This window comes from Williamsoniiplasma lucivorax ATCC 49196, assembly GCF_000518285.1.
GTDB lineage: Bacteria > Bacillota_I > Bacilli_A > Mycoplasmatales > Mycoplasmataceae > Williamsoniiplasma > Williamsoniiplasma lucivorax.
Genome location: NZ_JADH01000004.1, coordinates 35,700 through 54,383, shown reverse-complemented (window position 1 = coordinate 54,383; position 18,684 = coordinate 35,700). Strand labels below are relative to the sequence as shown.

The 18,684-nt window shown below is 29.6% G+C and carries 17 protein-coding genes and 3 tRNA genes; 17 read left to right on the top strand and 3 right to left on the bottom strand.

Annotation, left to right across the window (positions count from 1 at the left end; genetic code table 4):
* The first annotated feature begins 4 nt into the window (after nucleotides 1–4).
* The 12 genes from P695_RS0101960 to P695_RS0101905 all read left to right on the top strand — a co-directional run bounded on the left by P695_RS0101960 (nucleotide 5) and on the right by P695_RS0101905 (nucleotide 9,596).
* The gene (locus P695_RS0101960) at nucleotides 5–709 is read left to right on the top strand and encodes an ATP-binding cassette domain-containing protein (protein WP_028126610.1); all 705 of its coding nucleotides are present in this window, start codon (nucleotides 5–7) and stop codon (nucleotides 707–709) included.
* A complete protein-coding gene (locus tag P695_RS0101955; protein WP_028126609.1) occupies nucleotides 702–2,201 on the top strand; it encodes a hypothetical protein in 1,500 nt (499 codons plus the stop codon). The genes P695_RS0101960 and P695_RS0101955 overlap by 8 nt, the downstream gene beginning before the upstream one ends.
* A 193-nt stretch (nucleotides 2,202–2,394) precedes the next feature.
* On the top strand, nucleotides 2,395–4,812 hold the full coding sequence (gene leuS / locus P695_RS0101950; RefSeq protein ID WP_028126608.1) for a leucine--tRNA ligase: 2,418 nt from the start codon (nucleotides 2,395–2,397) through the stop codon (nucleotides 4,810–4,812).
* A 75-nt stretch (nucleotides 4,813–4,887) separates the two neighbouring features.
* On the top strand, nucleotides 4,888–6,504 hold the full coding sequence (locus tag P695_RS0101945; RefSeq protein WP_028126607.1) for a hypothetical protein: 1,617 nt from the start codon (nucleotides 4,888–4,890) through the stop codon (nucleotides 6,502–6,504).
* A 65-nt stretch (nucleotides 6,505–6,569) separates the two neighbouring features.
* Complete coding sequence (coaD, locus tag P695_RS0101940; protein ID WP_028126606.1) at nucleotides 6,570–7,004, top strand: pantetheine-phosphate adenylyltransferase; 435 nt, start codon at nucleotides 6,570–6,572, stop codon at nucleotides 7,002–7,004.
* A gap of 70 nt (nucleotides 7,005–7,074) precedes the next feature.
* Nucleotides 7,075–7,150 (top strand) — tRNA-His (locus P695_RS0101935).
* Nucleotides 7,151–7,239: 89 nt separating this feature from the next.
* Nucleotides 7,240–8,133, top strand: a complete 894-nt coding sequence (locus tag P695_RS0101930) for a hypothetical protein (RefSeq protein ID WP_028126605.1) — start codon at nucleotides 7,240–7,242, stop codon at nucleotides 8,131–8,133.
* Complete coding sequence (locus P695_RS0101925) at nucleotides 8,114–8,461, top strand: hypothetical protein (protein ID WP_028126604.1); 348 nt, start codon at nucleotides 8,114–8,116, stop codon at nucleotides 8,459–8,461. The genes P695_RS0101930 and P695_RS0101925 overlap by 20 nt, the downstream gene beginning before the upstream one ends.
* Nucleotides 8,462–8,566: 105 nt before the next feature.
* On the top strand, nucleotides 8,567–8,794 hold the full coding sequence (locus P695_RS0101920; RefSeq protein ID WP_028126603.1) for an acyl carrier protein: 228 nt from the start codon (nucleotides 8,567–8,569) through the stop codon (nucleotides 8,792–8,794).
* A complete protein-coding gene (locus P695_RS0101915; RefSeq protein WP_035026229.1) occupies nucleotides 8,794–9,246 on the top strand; it encodes a Fur family transcriptional regulator in 453 nt (150 codons plus the stop codon). Before P695_RS0101920 ends, P695_RS0101915 begins: the two co-directional genes overlap by 1 nt.
* 161 nt (nucleotides 9,247–9,407) lie before the next feature.
* Nucleotides 9,408–9,483 (top strand) — tRNA-Trp (locus P695_RS0101910).
* A 38-nt stretch (nucleotides 9,484–9,521) separates the two neighbouring features.
* A tRNA-Trp gene (locus P695_RS0101905) sits at nucleotides 9,522–9,596 on the top strand.
* A gap of 38 nt (nucleotides 9,597–9,634) precedes the next feature.
* On the opposite strand, the gene P695_RS0101900 is transcribed toward P695_RS0101905, so the two are convergent.
* Nucleotides 9,635–10,492 carry a DegV family protein gene (locus P695_RS0101900; protein ID WP_028126601.1) on the bottom strand — a complete coding sequence of 286 codons (858 nt, stop codon included), beginning with the start codon at nucleotides 10,490–10,492 and terminating at the stop codon, nucleotides 9,635–9,637.
* 1 nt (nucleotide 10,493) lies between these two features.
* Nucleotides 10,494–11,330: a DegV family protein gene (locus P695_RS0101895; RefSeq protein WP_028126600.1), complete on the bottom strand. Its 837-nt coding sequence runs from the start codon at nucleotides 11,328–11,330 to the stop codon at nucleotides 10,494–10,496.
* A gap of 69 nt (nucleotides 11,331–11,399) precedes the next feature.
* Here P695_RS0101895 and ytpR point away from each other — a divergent pair, with 69 nt between their 5' ends.
* Genes ytpR through tyrS form a run of 3 tightly spaced genes read left to right on the top strand, consistent with a single transcriptional unit; the run spans nucleotide 11,400 to nucleotide 14,329 of the window.
* The gene (ytpR, locus tag P695_RS0101890; protein ID WP_028126599.1) at nucleotides 11,400–12,008 is read left to right on the top strand and encodes a YtpR family tRNA-binding protein; all 609 of its coding nucleotides are present in this window, start codon (nucleotides 11,400–11,402) and stop codon (nucleotides 12,006–12,008) included.
* Nucleotides 11,992–13,062, top strand: a complete 1,071-nt coding sequence (locus P695_RS0101885; RefSeq protein WP_028126598.1) for a nicotinate phosphoribosyltransferase — start codon at nucleotides 11,992–11,994, stop codon at nucleotides 13,060–13,062. Before ytpR ends, P695_RS0101885 begins: the two co-directional genes overlap by 17 nt.
* Before the next feature lie 10 nt (nucleotides 13,063–13,072).
* Complete coding sequence (tyrS, locus tag P695_RS0101880; RefSeq protein WP_028126597.1) at nucleotides 13,073–14,329, top strand: tyrosine--tRNA ligase; 1,257 nt, start codon at nucleotides 13,073–13,075, stop codon at nucleotides 14,327–14,329.
* 304 nt (nucleotides 14,330–14,633) lie between these two features.
* Here the strand turns inward: tyrS and rpsD are convergent, their stop codons facing one another.
* Nucleotides 14,634–15,251 carry a 30S ribosomal protein S4 gene (gene rpsD / locus P695_RS0101875; protein WP_028126596.1) on the bottom strand — a complete coding sequence of 206 codons (618 nt, stop codon included), beginning with the start codon at nucleotides 15,249–15,251 and terminating at the stop codon, nucleotides 14,634–14,636.
* A 467-nt stretch (nucleotides 15,252–15,718) separates the two neighbouring features.
* Here rpsD and P695_RS0101870 point away from each other — a divergent pair, with 467 nt between their 5' ends.
* Nucleotides 15,719–17,488, top strand: a complete 1,770-nt coding sequence (locus tag P695_RS0101870) for a hypothetical protein (protein WP_028126595.1) — start codon at nucleotides 15,719–15,721, stop codon at nucleotides 17,486–17,488.
* A gap of 2 nt (nucleotides 17,489–17,490) precedes the next feature.
* Nucleotides 17,491–18,684: a tRNA uracil 4-sulfurtransferase ThiI gene (gene thiI, locus P695_RS0101865; protein ID WP_028126594.1), complete on the top strand. Its 1,194-nt coding sequence runs from the start codon at nucleotides 17,491–17,493 to the stop codon at nucleotides 18,682–18,684.

Sequence of the window (18,684 nt, the reverse complement as noted above, 5' to 3'; positions counted from 1 at the left end):
ATTAATGGAAATAAAGGTTACTAATTTAACAAAAAAAATTAAAAATAAAAAAATTTTAATTGATGTTAATGCTATTTTTAAGCCAGGAAAACACTATGGATTATTAGGTAATAATGGAGTTGGCAAAACGACACTTTTGAAATGTATTTTTAATGAATATGATTATGAAAGTGGAACAATTACATTTGATAATCAAAAAATGAATGAAAAAAATTTAAGTCAAATCTATTATTTTCCTGATAATAATGATTTACAAAAACATTTATCTATTTATAACTTATTAAGAACACAGTATTTATTCAACAAACAAACACTAAAAGGTTTTGAAAAAAAACTCAATGAAGAAAACATTTATTTTTTACAAAAAAATTTGAAAAAAACATTAATTTCCTCTTTATCTAGTGGGCAACAAAAATTGGTTTCTTTGTTAGCTTGTAAAATTTTGAATCCAAAAATTATATTTTTTGATGAACCAACAGCAAATTTAGATCTTTCAAATAAACAAATGATTATTGATGAAATTAAAAAAATTGCAAATAGTGATAAAACAATTATTATTATTACTCATTTGGTCGAAGAGTTTAGCAATTTTTTTAATGAAATAATTATTATTGATCAAGGAACCGTCAAATTTCAAGGGCCAGCTAAGCCAAATGTTAAACAGCAGTTTTTAGAAGCGATCAACTACAAGGGGGAAGTTTATGAATAAAACAAAAATTATTTACTTTGGATTAAGATTTTTCGATTTAATTAAAACCCCATATTTTATTGGCATTGTTTTTTTCAATTTAGTTTTCGGAATTATTTTTGGGTTAATTAGTTCATTTGGACTGAATGCTTATATTGATCATACTAACATTTACTTTTTTTATGTTGCTGAAACTTTGGTCTATTCATTAATAAACATTTTGTGAACTATATTTTGTTTTTCAAAATTATACCAATATGATAATGTTGAAGGTGTCAATAAAATGGAAATGCGTATTGGTCTAAAAAAACATTTCATGTATTTTTATCGTTTATTGATTATTGTTTTATTAATTTCGATAAGTTTATTTACTCAATACATGGTTAATACTATATTTTATGTAAGTACAGTTCAAATTCATGAAACACATTCATATCGTTTATTTATTTCGTTTTTTGGTTGAATTGCCTTCATCGCCTTTTTAACACTACTAATATCTATATTTTTGTTATTTATTTTTAAAGCAAAAATGACAAATGTTTTCGCAACTGTTGTTATGGTATTGCTTTTAATATTTAGTGCACTGTCTGGAAATTTCATTAGCAATAAAGTAAAACCAGAACCTTTATCTAGAAATATGATTTTCTCTAGTTCAAAATCAGAAGTTATTGGTGGTGGAGTAACTAGTTCATCTGATGATTTTTCAGATGGTGATTATATGGGTATTGGTAATTATTTAAATGAATCTTTTGAGTTTTATCAATTGATGGAAAATGATAATAAGTATAATTTTTTAAAAATGATGAATGAAGGATACTTGCCAAATGAAACCGAAGAGATAAATCGTAATAATTTTTTAGAATTGGCAAATAAAAAATTTATAGAAATAAATGATGTTTTTAAAAGTCTTGAAAGCAAATATCCGAATGATAGTTGAGGTACTGAAACGGCTCAAGACTTAATACAAAGTGATGATATTATTTTATCTAAATTTGGTGATTATTTATCTAAAGCTAAATTACGCTCTTATGCAAATAAACGTGTGAACATCAATGAGACTGCGCCCAGACTACAATCAAAATTGTACACCTTACTTTATGATGCGTTCTTGCTAAAAGAAAAAGGAAAAATCATTTCTGATGCTGATTTATTTAAATTAGAATTATTTCAAAAATTTAATAATAAAATGAAAAATAACAATTTCTTTAACCCATTATTTGGTTTGAATTTAATGTTTTATGGTGGTAATAAAAATTATTATTATGATAATTGAGATGGTTTAAACAAACCATTATTCCCACAAGTTTTAAATATAAAATTTGAAATAGCATATGATCAAATTCCTTTGCAAGGAAATCCAAATGATCCAACTAATCTTCATGATAAAAAAATTCAACTTAAATCTATAAACCATAACAAAGTGGTTGATTCATCTTATTTAATACCGATTAATATTACTGTTTTTCTTATTCTATTAACAGCACTATATTTTGGTTATAGAATTAGAACATAATCATCTTAGCTACACTAAAAAAGCAATTTCACTAATTAGGAATTTAATGTTTTAAAATCGAAATTTTAAAACATTACTACTGACCAAATTAGTGTTTTTCTTTGCATTTTTTTGAATCTCATTATTATCCAACATTTAGTTTTTTAATTTTCAATAAAAATAGTACAATTAATAAATGAAATAAAGGAGTAAAATGGATTTTTCACATAAAGCAATTGAAAAAAAATGACAAAAAATTTGAAAAGAAAAGGATGTTTATCAAACCACATCAAACAAAGATAAGAAAGCTTATATTTTAGATATGTTTCCATATCCCAGTGGGTCTGGTTTACATGTTGGGCATGTTAAAGGTTATACAGCAACTGATGTCTTTTCTCGTTTTCGTCGTATGCAAGGTTATGATGTTCTTCATCCAATTGGATGAGATGCTTTCGGGCTACCAGCTGAACAATACGCTTTAAGTACAGGGAATGATCCAAGAGAATTTACTTTAAAAAATATTGATACTTTTAGAACTCAACTGCAAACTCTTGGTTTTGGTTATGATTTTAATAAAGAAGTGAATACTGCCCATCCAGAATTTTACAAAACAACCCAATGAATTTTTGAACAATTATACAAATTAGGCTTAGCTGAATTACGAGATATTGAAGTTAATTGATCACAAGATTTAGGAACGGTCTTAGCAAATGACGAAGTTGAAATTAAAGATGGAATCATGGTTAGTGAACGTGGGGGTTATCCTGTTGTTAAAAAAACTATGAAACAATGAGTTTTAAAAATCACTGCTTATGCTGAAAAACTCTTAGCTGGATTAGAAACATTGGATTGACCACAATCAGTCAAAGAATTACAAAAAAATTGAATTGGTAAATCTGAAGGCGTGGAAATTAGTTTCAAAACTCAAACTGGAGTTGATTTAAAAGTTTTTACAACCAGGGCTGATACGATTTATGGAGCAACATATTTAGTTTTAGCCCCAGAACACGAAGCTGTGCACTTAATTTCAACTTCAAACCAACTATCTGAAGTTGAAACTTATATTAAACAAACCAAACAAAAATCTGAAATTGACCGTAAAGATGATTCTAAACCAAAAACAGGTGTCTTTACTGGTGCTTATGCCATTAATCCCATCACAAAAGAAGCAATTCCGGTTTGAATTGCTGATTATGTGTTAAATGATTACGGAAGTGGTGCTGTCATGGCAGTTCCTGCTCATGACCCACGTGATTGAGAATTTGCCACTAAATTTAATTTAGCAATTAAATTTGTTTTAGCAGCAAAAGATCAAAGTAAAGCATTTGTTGGTGAAGCTAAACATATTAATTCTGACTTTTTAGATGGTTTAGATCGTCAAGAAGCCAATCGAAAAATTCTTGAAAGACTAGAAGCTGAAAATTTAGGAATCAAAAAAATCAATTACAAGTTAAGAGATTGATTATTTTCTCGCCAAAGATTTTATGGTGAACCATTTCCGGTTTATTATACAAATGATGGGAACATTGGTTTAATTGATGTTAAAGACTTACCAGTCACTTTACCACAAACTAGTTATATTAAACCAAGCGGCACTGGCGAATCACCTTTAGCAAACGTTAAAGAATGAGTCGAAATTGAAGTGAATGGTCAAAAAGTTAAACGAGAAACTAACACTATGCCCCAATCTGCTGGTTCATCTTGATATTATTTAGCTTATATTCTAACTGATCAACCAAATCAATTAATTGATTTGGAAAGTGAAGAAGCAAAAGCGCGTTTTAATAAATGAATGCCTGTAGATTTATATATTGGTGGACAAGAGCATGCTGTTGGACATTTGTTATATGCAAGATTTTGAAATCATGTGCTCTATGATTTAGGGATTTTAAAAACTCAAGAACCATTTCAAAAGCTTTATAACCAAGGAATGATTTTAGGACCTGATGGTAAAAAAATGTCTAAATCTTGAGGGAATGTGATTAATCCTGATGATGTGATTCAATCACATGGAGCTGATGCTTTAAGATTATATGAAATGTTTATGGGGCCACTTGATGCCTCCTTACCTTGAAGTTATGATGGATTAGATGCTGCTTTGAAATGATTGAACCGTGTTTTTAGATTAGTCAATAACACTACTTTTTCAACAACAAATAATCAAGAACTTGATTTTGTGTATCATGATGTTGTTAAAAAAGTGACCATTATGGTTGATGAATTAAAACTCAATACAGCTATTTCACAATTGATGGTTTTAATGAATGCTTTTTATAAATATGAACCATCAACAATTTATCAGCCTTATATTGAGGGGTTTGTCAAGATGCTGGCTTTATTTGCCCCACATCTAGCTGAAGAAATCTGATCAATCTTAGGACATGAAACTAGTTTGGTCAATGAAGCATGACCAATTTATGATGAAACCAAATTAATTGCTTCAACAGTCACAATTGCTTTCCAAGTTAATGGTAAATTAAGAGGAACCAAAGAAGTGGCAATCGGATTAGATAAAGAAACTTTAATTAAATTAGCAAAAAGCGATGAAAATGTGGATAAATTCATAAAAAACAAAAAAATAGTGAAAGAAATCGTGATTTTTGATAAAATTGTAAATATTGTGGTTAATTAACCATAATGGCCAAAACTACGTTGGCGTAGTTTTTATTTGGTAAATAAAAAATAATAGAAAGGAAATATTTTTTACATGAGAAAATTAACTAGACAATTAGTTATTTTGTTTGTCGTGTTTGTAATCTACTTTGGATATACAACTTTTGTTGATGGGGTATCACTATTTCATACAAATTTTGACGTTTATGACGCGCAATCAACATTAGATAAACTTATTATTGTAGTTGGTAAGGGTGCTCAACAAGGTTCATCATCTTTTGATAAATACATCGCCTTCTCTGATGGAAACTGACAAGTCAAAGAAGCGCTTATGATAATGGTAGATGGAGCATTAAAACCATTGGCAAAAGGTGATATCATTAACGCCACAATTCCAAATTTCTTTGGCGGATTCTGAGCTGCTAATTCATTAACAGCAACAATTCTGGCACCATTTAAATTAGTGTTAGTTGGGGGGGTTTTTGCAATGTTAGTACCATTGACAAAAACAATCTTCTTTGGAACTGTGATTGGCATCAAATCTTACTTGAAAGCAAGACGATCAAACATTTTATTCAATTGTCAAAATGCAATTAAATTTGCAAATGATTTACACGATAAACTAGTAGCTGGAGACTTTGAACAAGTTAAAACTGCTTATGGTTCATACAATGGACTAGCATTTAAACCAACATACTTGATCAATATGATGGATGAAATCGGAGACGTTTTAATCGTCGAAGGAAACTTAAAAAGATTTATTAAACCATGTGAAGTGGTTATTATGTCATTAAAAGAAATGTATGAAAAAGAACGCATTAATGCAATGACAACAAAACAAGATGAAATGTTCTTTGACTTTAAACGTGGTTATGAATATACATCAATCGGATCAAAATACTCAATCGCTTATTACAAAGCTGTTGAAACTAAAGTGGACACACAATCTAAATTAGCTTGAAAACTATTCTCACTAGAGATGTTTAGAATGTATGTTTTCCTAATTTTTGCAATTGTGCCAACAATTGCAATTAATGCAGTTATTCTGCCATTAATTGGAGCCTTAGGAATTTCAGGAGCAGCATCAAACACTGCCCCAGCCTTAATTATTGTGACTTGATTCATCATCACTATTGCATTACATGCTGGATTCACAATTTCTAAAGCCTCATACAAAAACATGAGAAAAGATCTAATTATTCCAGCGGTATCTTACTATTCATTATTCATAGTGATGGCAATTACTTTAGCAATTGGAATTAATGGAATTATTGCCATGGGACCAATTACTGCACCCGGAACATCTTCATCAATGATGAACATCTTCTTCTCAAGATTAGGGACAGCTGTTCTATCAACTTGCTTAATCTTATATGTTATTGCAACATTAATGGATGCAAATAAATCTCCAGAAGGAATGAGCAAAAAAGTTTTAATTGATGGAGTAATCTTACCAATTATCGCTTGATTCTTATCAGTCGGAATTAACATTTTAGGAATAATTCTAGGAATGTTGAATGTAACTTGAAATACTGATTTACTTTCAACATTATCAATTTTAGTTTTAATTCTATTCTGAGTTTATCTATCAGTTTCTGGTGTGTTATTAAACAACATCGTCATCCCTTCACGTAAAAAAAGACAAGAAATTAATCTTGCTTTAGCTGAAGAAGGAAAACAAGCAGAAGCTAAAACCAAAGCTAAAAAATAAGACTTATCAAAAACACTAAATTTAGTGTTTTTTTTATTTTATAATCATTAGTAGAGGTATTTGTTGTGAGAAAACGAAAAATCATGTTTGCTGGTAGTTTTGACCCTTTTCACCAAGGGCATTTAGCTTTGGTTAAAAGAGCTTTAACTTTTTTTGATCAAGTGGTGATTGTGGTCACTAACAATCCTGATAAACAAAACCAAACCCCTATTGAATTACGAGTTGAACAAATCAAAGCGATGATTAAAGGGAATAAAAAAATTAAAGTGATGGTGAACTATAAACAATTAACAATTGATTTTGCGATTGAACATCACTTTAATTTTTTACTACGTGGGGTAAGAAACAAACAAGATTTTGACTTTGAAGTGGAAATGGCCCATGCTAATAAAATGCTGAATCCACACATTGAAACTATCATTTTAATTGCTGATACTGAAGAGTTGGCCATCTCTTCAAGACTACTGCAACAAATTAAAACAATCAGGGAAGCGAAATAAACACTTTATCAGTCAATCTGATTTGACATTAACTAGTACATAATTTATTATCTATATGTTGCTATATATGGCGTATATGGCGAAGTGGTTAACGCACCGGGTTGTGGTCCCGGCATTCGAGGGTTCAATTCCCTTTATACGCCCCATTATTTTAGAAAATACTAACCTTTTGGTTAGTTTTTTATTTTTTTTAGCAAATCTTCACAAAAAATTTCTAATCTAATAAGGGGTATGTATGATTGGAGAACATATAAATATTAAAAGAGATATGCTAGTCAATGGTTGAAACATTCAAACTTCAGCCACATTTATGAACAAAATTGTCCATAAAGATAAAGAAGCATATTACAAAATGTTGATTTGATTTAAGTCAACAGATGTTAAAACTTTAAAAAACTTTAACATCAATTTTTTTATTAATGCAAATAATAAAAAAATTAAATTAGAAACGAGTGAATTCAAAACCGATTTCACAACTAACCAAGATGTGTTAGTTGTGAAAATTCCTCAAGAAGCATATGCTGAACAAATGCAAATTAACTATGCTTATCTTTTTGATCACTATTATGAAGGACGAGGAAATATTAAAATCGATTTAAAACTGAAAGATGAAAATTTCATTGATAATGAAATTTTAATCTTTGATGATGTGGAAAAGCAAGCAATTGTGCGATGAGTGAAAAATGAGTCGCAGGCATTTTTTTATAACTATCACTACCAAAATTTATTAAAGGTGAAATATAAAACGATTGTGCCAAATTATGCCCAATTACCAAATTTGGGGACTAAAGAAATGGTTGATAATGTTTTGGATGAAGTTTATGCACCGAATTTTAATTTTGAAAAATTTGCAATTATCAGTGATTCTGAAAAAAAATATGAATTTAAAGCTCAAATGGATATTCAAAATCAGAAAGATTATTTTGCAATTAACTTGCATAATAATTTATTTATTAATCAAACAAAGCAAACAATTCAAGAAGGAGGAGAGGAAAAAGGTTTAATCTTTAACCCATACAATAATGGAGGTCAATATCTTAATTTGAATTATGAATTATTTGGCCACAAATATTTTATGAATTTAAAGTTAGCGATTCCGCAATTAAGTTATGAAAAAAATAGTCATTAGTAAAAGCAAAATGTTAAATTTAACTTTTGTCTTGCTTTTTTGATTAAGTATTATGGGAACAAGTATTGCCTTAATTTTAAAATTTACTAGTTTTAATCAGCAAACAAATGAAGCATTAGAACCAATTGTCTTAACTCAACCAGAAGTTAATATGATTAGTGACCAAAAAACAATCAATATTGATAAGTTATATCAAGTTTTAAAAACAAGAAATCCGCATCTTAAATATGATATTCAATTTGATCAAAACAAACCAACACAAGTAAAAGTTAACTATGAAAATAATGGTAGTGCAAATTATTGGATTTATAAACTTTCTTATGATTAATGTTGATACAATAGTTTCAAGTAAAAAGTAAGTCAGCTTTGCGTTTATGAATTGATGATTTATAATTTTTATAAAAATAGTATAATAATTTAAGAGGACAAAGACATGGATAAGATATATGATCAAATTATAAAAGCACTAAAAACAAAAGGTGCCAAAGGTGCTATTAACAAACAAACCAAGTTTGTTGATATGGGTGTCGATTCTTTAGATTTAATGGATATGGTTATTCAACTAGAAGACGAATTATCAATTCGTATTCCTGATGACCAAATTTTAAGTATTGAGAATATTGATCAATTACTTAAAATCATTGAAAAACTAAGTAAATAATGGATGCGATAGCTCAAAAAAAATATGACCAAATTATTGGCAAACTAAAAAAAGATGGCATTCGCGTCACTAACATTAGATCTGAAGTGATTAAAGCCATTATTACCACTGATCACCCAACAATTAATGACATTATTAAAATTGTTGAAAAAACAAGTGCCAACACTAATGTAATGAGTGTTTACAACACCTTAAACTTGTTGTTAGAAAAACATCTCTTGTTTGCCAACACATTTAATGGCAAACAAATTGTTTATGAAATTCAAGATGTTAAATCAGTTCATTTAAAATGTGATAGTTGTTTAGCTATTCAACACTTAGATGATCAGGAGTTGCAAGTTATTGATGAATCAAGATTAAAACAATTGGCCCAAAATCACCAGATGACTTTTGACCATTTTAAAATTGAAATTCATGGTTTGTGTCAAAAATGTTATCAAAAAGCCACTTAGTAAAAATAAAAGTATGACAATCACAATGTTATCGTTTGTCAAGAGTAATCATATCAACTTTGAGTAAGCTATTTCAAATGCGAAATAGCTTTTTTTAAATCTTCATCTTGCCTTATTAAGGACTGATTGCTATAATTAAAAAGTCTTTTGACAACTATTATAGGGGCATAGTTCAGTTGGTAGAACATCGGTCTTCAAAACCGAGTGTCACGAGTTCAAGTCTTGTTGCCCCTGCCAATTTAAAACTATCGCGCATTTGTGCGATTTATTTATTTAGGGGTGTAGTTCAATGGTAGAACAGTGGTCTCCAAAACCGCGTGTTGAGAGTTCGATTCTTTTCACCCCTGCCAATAGCAAATAAAAAAACGACTTTTTTAAAAGTTGTTTTTTAATATTTTAAATCAGTCACTAAGAAACCAATTGTTTCAATTCCGGCATGCACAGGATAGAGTGCAGAAATTGGTTCAGTGATGTATTTAATTTTAGCTTCTTCAAAAGCCTCTTTAACAGCATCAATATATTTTTGACTAACTAGTTGTGAACATAAGAAGTAAACACGAGCATTTCCGCCATTAAATTCGGTTTTAACGGTTTCAATCACTTTATGCATAATGGAATGCATTGTTCTTCCGATTGCTTGTTTTTCTGGTTTTTCGTTTCATCTAATTAAAACTTTAGTTTTCAAAATATTCAAAACTGTAGAAATAACTGTTTTCGCTCTTCCACCACTAGCAAGTTTTTTCAAATTACTTGGCACAATTGCAATGTACATTGAATGACATTGGGCATTGTATTCTTTAACGATATCAGCTGGTGTTGTTAATTTTTCTTGTTTCACTAGTCCATCTAAATATAAAGCCATTTCACGAATTCCTTGAGCAGGAATTGTTTTGTTATCAATAACTGTAACTTTATTTTTAAATTCATCACTTTTTGCAACCATCATTGCTGTTGAAAGCATTGATGATAAGTTTCCTGGAATTGGAATATGAATCACATGATCATATTTAGTTAACATTTCATTATATTTAACTTCTAATTCACCTGGAGATGCTTGGCTAGTTTTGAAATCTTTACCATTTTTAATTAATTCTCAAAAATTAATCTTTTTTACATTTTCTGGAGTATCTAAAATATCAATTCCATCAGAAGAAGTAATATGTAATGGAATTACTTCAATGTGCGTTTTTGTAAAATCATCAGTATTAATAATAGCTGAACTATCGATTAAAAATCCTATTTTCATTTTATTCTCCTTTATCTCATGCAACTAAGGCCACTGTTTCTGGCCCAGTGTGTGAAGCAATTACTTTTGGTAGTTTTGCTTCTAAGTTAATTGTAAAGCCTTCTTTAGCAATTAGCGACTTTAATAATTCTAATGTTTCTTCTTGAATCTTAGAATAACTGATATCAATTTCTTTGATACCCTTCTTCTCTTTTTTAAGTAGTTCTAATGCTTCAAGAACTGCTTTTTTAAAAGTTCTGGCAGTTCCTTGTTTGTCGATTTGGCCATTATAGCGTAAGATTGGCGTGATTTTTAGCATCTTAGCTAAAGCGGCAGCAGCAGGAGTAATTCTTCCTCCACGTTTTAATGTTTCTAAGTTTTTAGGAATAATAAAAGCTGAGAATTTGTTATGTTTTTGTAAAGTTAATTCCATAATTTCAAACCCAGTTTTATTTTCAGCAATTCACACTGCAACATTTCTAACTAAATGTTGCAAAATAATTGAAACACCATTAGTGTCAACGACAAATACTTTTCCTTTATATTTATCTTCAGTTTCACTTAGCATTCTAAAGGTTGCAAACTGACCACTTAACCCTTTTGATAGTGACATGAAGATAATTTGATCATATTCAGTCAGTAATTTATCTCACATCTCTAACATGGTTTTGGGAGTTGTTAACGAAGTTTTTAAAGCTTGTTTTTCTAAAAGTTCATAGAAATAATCTTCTGTTAAATTTTCGTCATCTGGGATGCCATTTCCGTTTTCTTCAGTAATCATTAATGGGACTTGGTAAAGATCTTTAAAATCTTTTAAGCTACCACCATATGATGAATCTGTTAATATCGCAATTTTCATTTTCCTTTTTCCTTTAAATTTGTACAATTTATATTATACAATATTATATATAAAAAGGAGTTTTTGCTAATGGAAAAAAAATATGGCATTTTTTATAATGTTGAATTTGATACACTTTTAATCACATTAGAAAAACCAAGTTCTCATCCAGAAATTGAAACAAAAGGAAATATTACAATTATCAAGTCAGGTGATGAAATCACTGGCTTTAACATTGCAAATATTAGTGATGAAATTGTTTTCACCCCAGGTTTAATTAGTGAAACAAGAAAAGCAATTAATTTTGTTGAACAACAATTAAGAAACATTTATCCTTTAACCCAACTTCCACAATTCGTGATTTGCCAAGTTTTAGAAATCCAACCAATTGAAGGCACACAATTAAAAGCATGTAAAGTGCAAAACAATGATGGTGTTGTTGATGTTGTGACGGCTGCTAAAAATGTGGCTGTTGGGACATTAACTGTGATGGCGACTGATGGCACTTGATTACCAAACGGAAATGTAATTCACAGCGGGATGATGCGTGGTTATCCGACTGTTGGCATGTTTTGTTCGGTTAATGAATTGAATTTCCGAGACAAAGACTTTAATGAAGAAGGTGTGATTATTTTAGATCAATCATATCAGGCACATGTTGGAGCAAGCTTTTGAGGTGTTTATGAAACTCGTCAATAATTTTCAATTCGACCCCCGCATTAAAGATGGTTATTATATTGCTGATTACTTTAAAAAAACAGTGCATATTTTAAAAACATTTCATCCCAATCAACAAATTACAATGCAATGATTTCAAAGAAAAGACAATATTATGTTGTCTGGTATCCAAGAAGTTTTAGCTTTAATTAAATTTGCTTCACCAAATTATCAAAATTTAAAAATTTGAACTTTAAATGATGGTGATCTCATTTCGCCACTAGAACCAGTTTTGAGAATTGAAGGATTATATCAAGACTTTGGTTGATTAGAAGGGATGATTGATGGAATTTTAAGTCGCAATTGTTCAATTGCAACTAACTTTTATGAAATTCAAAAAGCTGCCAATCATAAAACAGTTTTAAATATGAATGATCGTGCAGACCTTTATGCGAACCAACAAAGTGATGGGTATTCTGCTTACATTGCTGGATGTAAATTTTTTGTGTCTGATGCATCGATTGAATATTTCAAAGATGATTTAACCATTCCTCAACCGAGTGGGACTATGCCACATGCTTTAATCCAAGCTTTTGATGGTAATACCTTAGAAGCGACCAAAGCTTTTGCTCAAGCATTTCCAGATAACAATTTAGTTTCTTTAGTTGATTACAATAATGATTGTGTCACTCAAGCTGTGGAAGTGGCTAATTATTTTGGTGAAAAACTTTATGCTGTGCGTTTAGATACATCAGGTAATTTAATTGATCAAACATTAGCTCAGAAAAAAGATCAATTTCCCATTGATGCTAATCTTTATGGAGTTAATCAATATTTAGTTAGAGAAGTTAGAAAAGGTTTAGATGCTGCTGGCCATCAGCATGTTAAAATTATTGTTTCATCTGGTTTTACTGCTGAAGTTATTGCCCAATTTGAAAAAGCAAATGTTCCTGTTGATATTTATGGTGTTGGTCAAGCCATTACTAAAAAACGCACTGATTTTACTGGGGATGCTGTTTTAATTGATGGAGTCAAACAAGCTAAAGTTGGTAGAACTTATCTAGAATCAACAAGATTAAAAGTCTATAAATTTTAAAGGAGAGAAAATGAATATAATTCAAGAATTAGAATGAAGAGGATTGCTCAAGCAAGCAACCAATGAGGACAAAATTAACCAAGCTCAACAAAATGGGGCTGGAGTTTATTGTGGGTTTGACCCAACAGCTGATTCATTGCATGTGGGACATTTAATTCCGATTATTTTATTATCACGTTTTCAAAAAATGGGTTTTAAACCAATTGCTTTAATTGGTGGGGGGACTGGTATGATTGGTGACCCATCATTTAAATCACAAGAACGTGTTTTACAAACTAATGAACAAGTTTTAGTTAATGTTCAAGGCATTCAAAAACAATTAAAACAAATGTTACATGATGTAACATTTGTGAATAATTATGATTGATTAAATAAATTGTCACTCCTTGATTTCTTACGTGATGTGGGAAAAGATTTTACGCTTTCTTATTTATTAGCCAAAGAATCAATTGCTTCTAGAATTAGCACAGGGTTATCAATTACTGAGTTTTCTTATACTATGCTGCAAGCTTATGATTTTTATCAATTATATACAACCAAGAATTGTAAAGTGCAAATTGGTGGTTCTGACCAATGAGGAAACATTACAAGTGGTATTGATTATATTGGTTCACAAATTGGGAGAGATAAAAGTGAAGCTGCTGGAATTACCATTCAACTATTAGCAAAAAAAGATGGTCAAAAATTTGGAAAAACTGAATCTGGGGCTGTTTGATTAGACCCGAACAAAACTAGTGAATACTCATTTTACCAATTCTGATTTAACCAAAATGATGATGATTGTGAAATGTTTTTAAAATTTGTCACTTTCTTAGACCAACAAGCAATTCAAGATTTAATGGCTCAACACCAGAAAAATCCAGCCCAACGCATTATGCAAAAAGTCTTAGCTGAAGAAGTCACTAAGTTTGTTCATGGAGCTGAAGGTTTAAAAAAGGCATTATTACTCACAGAAGCTTTTTTTAATGGTACTGTGCAAGATTTAGATGCTAATTTAATCACTATTGCAATTGCTTCTCTACAAGCACCAGAAATTGATAGTCATGAAACTGTGATTGATGCTATTGTGCAAAGTGGTGCTGCTTCTTCAAGAAGAGAAGCTCGTGAATTCATTAATAATAAAGCAATTTCCTTCAATGAAATTATTCTTGAACAAGAAGATCAATTGCTCAAAGATTTCCCAAAATTAATCAATAATCAATTTATTTTGATTAAAAGAGGGAAAAAAAAATATTTTGCTTTAAAATTAAAAACCTCACAAAACTAGACATTCCTCAATTAAAATATTGTTTTATAGATTAAAAATGTTATTATATTTGTGTGAGATGCAGAAGCATCTCCGAATTTACCTAATTTATATATCATTATTTTGCTTTAATTTTCTTAGGCTATTATATACCAGAAAATTATTAACCTTAAAGAGCATACATATAGCTAATAAAGCTTCGTTTTCTCTCACGTTCTTTAAAAGTTAAAAAAGAGCAAAAGAATGACAAAAAAACACCATTAATGGTGTTTTTTTTGATCCACAGTTGACCAAAGTAAGAAAAAACACCAATGCGGTGCTTTTACTATTTAATCAAACGATTGTATCATTCTACGATCAATGCGTCGTTAATTTCTTGGTTTAATTCTTGACGTTCAGGTAATCTAACAAAAGTACCTTTAAATTTAGTTTTATCAACTTTAACAAATTCCACTGTTGATTCATTGTTTTGTAATGCTTCAGCAATTTTATCGTTTTTCTTCATTGATTCCTTGATTTCTAACACATCATTTGGTTGTAATGTATATGAAGGAATATCAATTTTTTTACCATTTACTAAAATGTGACCGTGGTTAACTAATTGTCTTGCCCCTTGTCTTGTCATAGCAAATCCTAAACGATAAACAATGTTGTCTAAACGTGATTCTAATAAGATTAAGAAGTTTGTTCCAGTCACACCTTGTAATTTTTTTGCTCTAGCAAATGTGTTACGGAATTGTCTTTCACTTAATCCATACATGAATTTAACTTTTTGTTTTTCTTGTAATTGTGTACCATAACCAGAAAGTTTGGTTTTTTTAGCACCATGTTGTCCTGGAGCTGATGTACGTTTTTTACCTTTGCTAAATTCTTTTCCGTTTTCAAGAATTGAGAAACCATAACGACGAGATTTTTTGAATATTGATTCAGTATATCTTGACATGTTTTTTCTCCTATATTGGCGTTATTAAAAGACATTTGAATAGATCCTGCTTTAATCAGTTTATCGTTTCGCCCTTTGACTGCTATGGGTTACTTTTTAAAGTGATAAACAGGTTTTAAAACATATCTAGATGCAGATATCGAAATAACATTGTTTATTATAACTCAATTTTTTCAAAGGTGTTAATAAGTATTCATTTTTATCATTGCATTTTTATGTTGGGGTAAACTATTTTGGATAGTTAGATCTGAAATAAATCTTTTTCACTATATCTTTTCTTGGTAGACAAAAATTTTCAAAATTAGCATGGATGCATAATCATGTTTTTACTACTAAAAATTTGCTCTACTTGATTAAGGAGATTCAAAATGAATTTTGTAGCTTAAAGTTATGCACATTGGCGTGCGTTTAAGGTCCCTAAAATCACCCTTTGTTGATATAATTAAATAAAAGAAAAGTAGGTAAAAATGATTTTTAGTAAAGGCTGAAACATTTCGCATGGATTATCAACCATTCAAATCACGTCATTAGTGATCTTTTTTATTTTGTTAGCCATTTTAATTACTTCTTTTTTAATGATTTGAATTTATAAAACAATGTTAAAAAATTACATTGATGCTTATCAAGAAGCAACCAAAATTGCTCGTAATGCTGTGCAAGTGCGTTTAAAAAGATTATCAATCACAGTGATGAAAAACCAGACAAGTTCAGCGCAAGAAAAACATGTTGTGGAAATATGAAAAGTTCGTTATAAAAATTTAATTGAAAATAATTTTTATAACGAAATCAACAATATGATTACCTTTTTTCAAAACTTTAATTATAAAAAACCAAATTTGCAAAATTTAAAACGTTCAGCTGAAGTGAAAAAACATTTAAAAGAAGTGAGTTGAGAACTTTATATTATGTTTAAAGAAATGGATAAAATTTTGCAAACAGAATTTATTCAAAGAGATGCCCGCATTCAAGTGCGTGAAGTATTTAATGAAGTCAAAAAAGAAGCAATGATGAAAATGAAAGATAAATCACTGAAATTTAATCAAGAACTTTTAAAAAGGTTATTAGAAAATATTGAGAATGCCATGATTGCAATTAATATTAAATTAAAAGAGGGGATGTATGGTGATTCATTAGTTTATCAAGACAAAACGAGTGACAAAATTATGCAATTAATTCGAACTTTGGATCTTTTTGAAACATCAGAAAAGTTTTTAAATAAAACTTTACCTTTAAAAATTTTGGCAATTAAAAAAAATATTATTGAAACAATGTATGAAGTTAAAGAAAAAGTGATTAATGAAACCAAAATTCAAAATTGTGAGAATCAATTCCTTTTTTATAAAACTAACATTCAAAATAGTGTATTTAATTTAGATTACACGAAAGCTTTTAATGAGCTTTCAGAAATTTCAGAAGTCATTATTAATTTTGAAACCAATATTGAATTTGAAGAAATTATGAAAATGTTTATTGAAAATAATTTTAATAAAATTAGCCAAATTTTTCAAGATATTAAACAAGACTATATCAATGGGATTAAAGCGATAAAATCTAATGAAAAAGCACATATTAAGTTAAACAAAGCCATGGAATTTGAAAAAATATGATCACCAATTCCGCTTTTAGAAACTAAGTGGTCGCAGCTTTATGATGCATACAAAATTAATTTAGCTCAAAAAAAGAAAATTGATTATTCATGATTAAAAAATGAATTGATCCCAATTGTTGCCACACTTTCTTTAACTTATAAAAAAATGATTGAAATCACAAGGGGAATCAAAACAACCAATCCTTACAAAAATCAAATTGAACATGATTTAAATTCAATTAAATCAATTGTAGCTTTAAATGAAAACTTAAGTAAAAAATTTGCTCGCATTGTTCACTTTACAAATATCGGTAAACAAAATGATCACATTTTAGAAAAGTTATTAAAGATTGAAAATATTATTCATGCACCCAACTTTGAGTTCACAGAAGAAGAATTTACACTAGTTAAAGCTCGCTTTTCTAATTTAAGAAGTGAGGCATTAGCAGTGAGGCATAGTGTAATTAATGCAATTGAGCAAACTTTAATTGCTGAAGCTTTGATTTTATATTTTGACCGCTATGCAAATTACATTAATTTTGAAACTTATTTCAATCAAGTCATGGCCAACTATGACAACAAAGATATGGCATTAGTGATTAACCAATTGCTCAGCACCATCAAACAATATCAAAGAGAAAAGAGGTAAAGATGAAAAACATTTTAATTAGATACGGAGAGTTAACTTTAAAAGGGAATAACCGCAATGTTTTTATTAACAAATTAATTCAAAACATTAAATTTCAATTAAAAGAATTTAAAGAAGAGGTAACTTACATCAAAGATTACAATTCTTTGATGTTAAATGTTCAAGAGAATGTTTTAGATTTAGTGTTAAGTAAATTACAAAATGTTTTTGGAATTTACTCGATGTCTGTGATTGAAAAAACCTCATGAGATTTTGAAGACATCACCCAAGCTGTTTTAAAAATTGCCCAAAACTCACAAGCTAAAACTTTTAAATTAGAAGTGTATCGTAAAGACAAAGCTTATCCAGTCACATCGACTGAACTAAAACAAAAATTAGCGCCCATTGTTTTAAAAGCAAACCCACATTTAAAAGTTGATGTTCATCATCCAGAATTAAAAATTGAAGTGGTGATTAAAAAAGATCATGTCGACATTTTTGATTCACGTATCCCAGCTTTAAAAGGTTTACCAGTGGGAGTTTCAGGAAAAGCAATTTCATTATTGAGTGGAGGGATTGATTCTCCTGTGGCTTCTTTTCTAACAATGAAAAGAGGTATGAATGTCGATTTCATTCATTTTATGACCCCGCCCCATACTTCAGCTGAAGCACTTGGTAAAGTGTTTGAATTAGCCAAAATTATTGCCAAATATAACTACAACCACTTTAGTTTATTTGTCTGTAATTTTACTCCATTACTTGAAGAGTTAAATCATATGCCAAATGAAGGTTATAAAATTAACATCATGCGTCGTATGTTTATGCGTATTGCTAATCAATTAGCATTTAAAATCAACGCCAAAGCCTTGATTACAGGTGAGTCTTTAGGTCAAGTGGCATCACAAACCATTGAATCAATTAATACGATTAATACTGTCTCAACATTGCCGATTTTACGACCACTATTAACTTATGATAAAGAAGAAATTGTGCTCATCTCGAAAAAAATTGGCACTTATGAAACTTCCATTTTACCTTTTGATGACGCTTGTTCAATGTTTGTCCCAAAAAATCCAGTCACAAAACCCAAATTACGCGAAGCAGAATTTAATGAAAAAGATTTACTTTGAGAAGAATTGTTGCAACATACAGTTGATAATTTAATTGAAGAATTTGTTTGAATGAATGGAGAGTTCACTAAAAAAGAAAGGGGATAA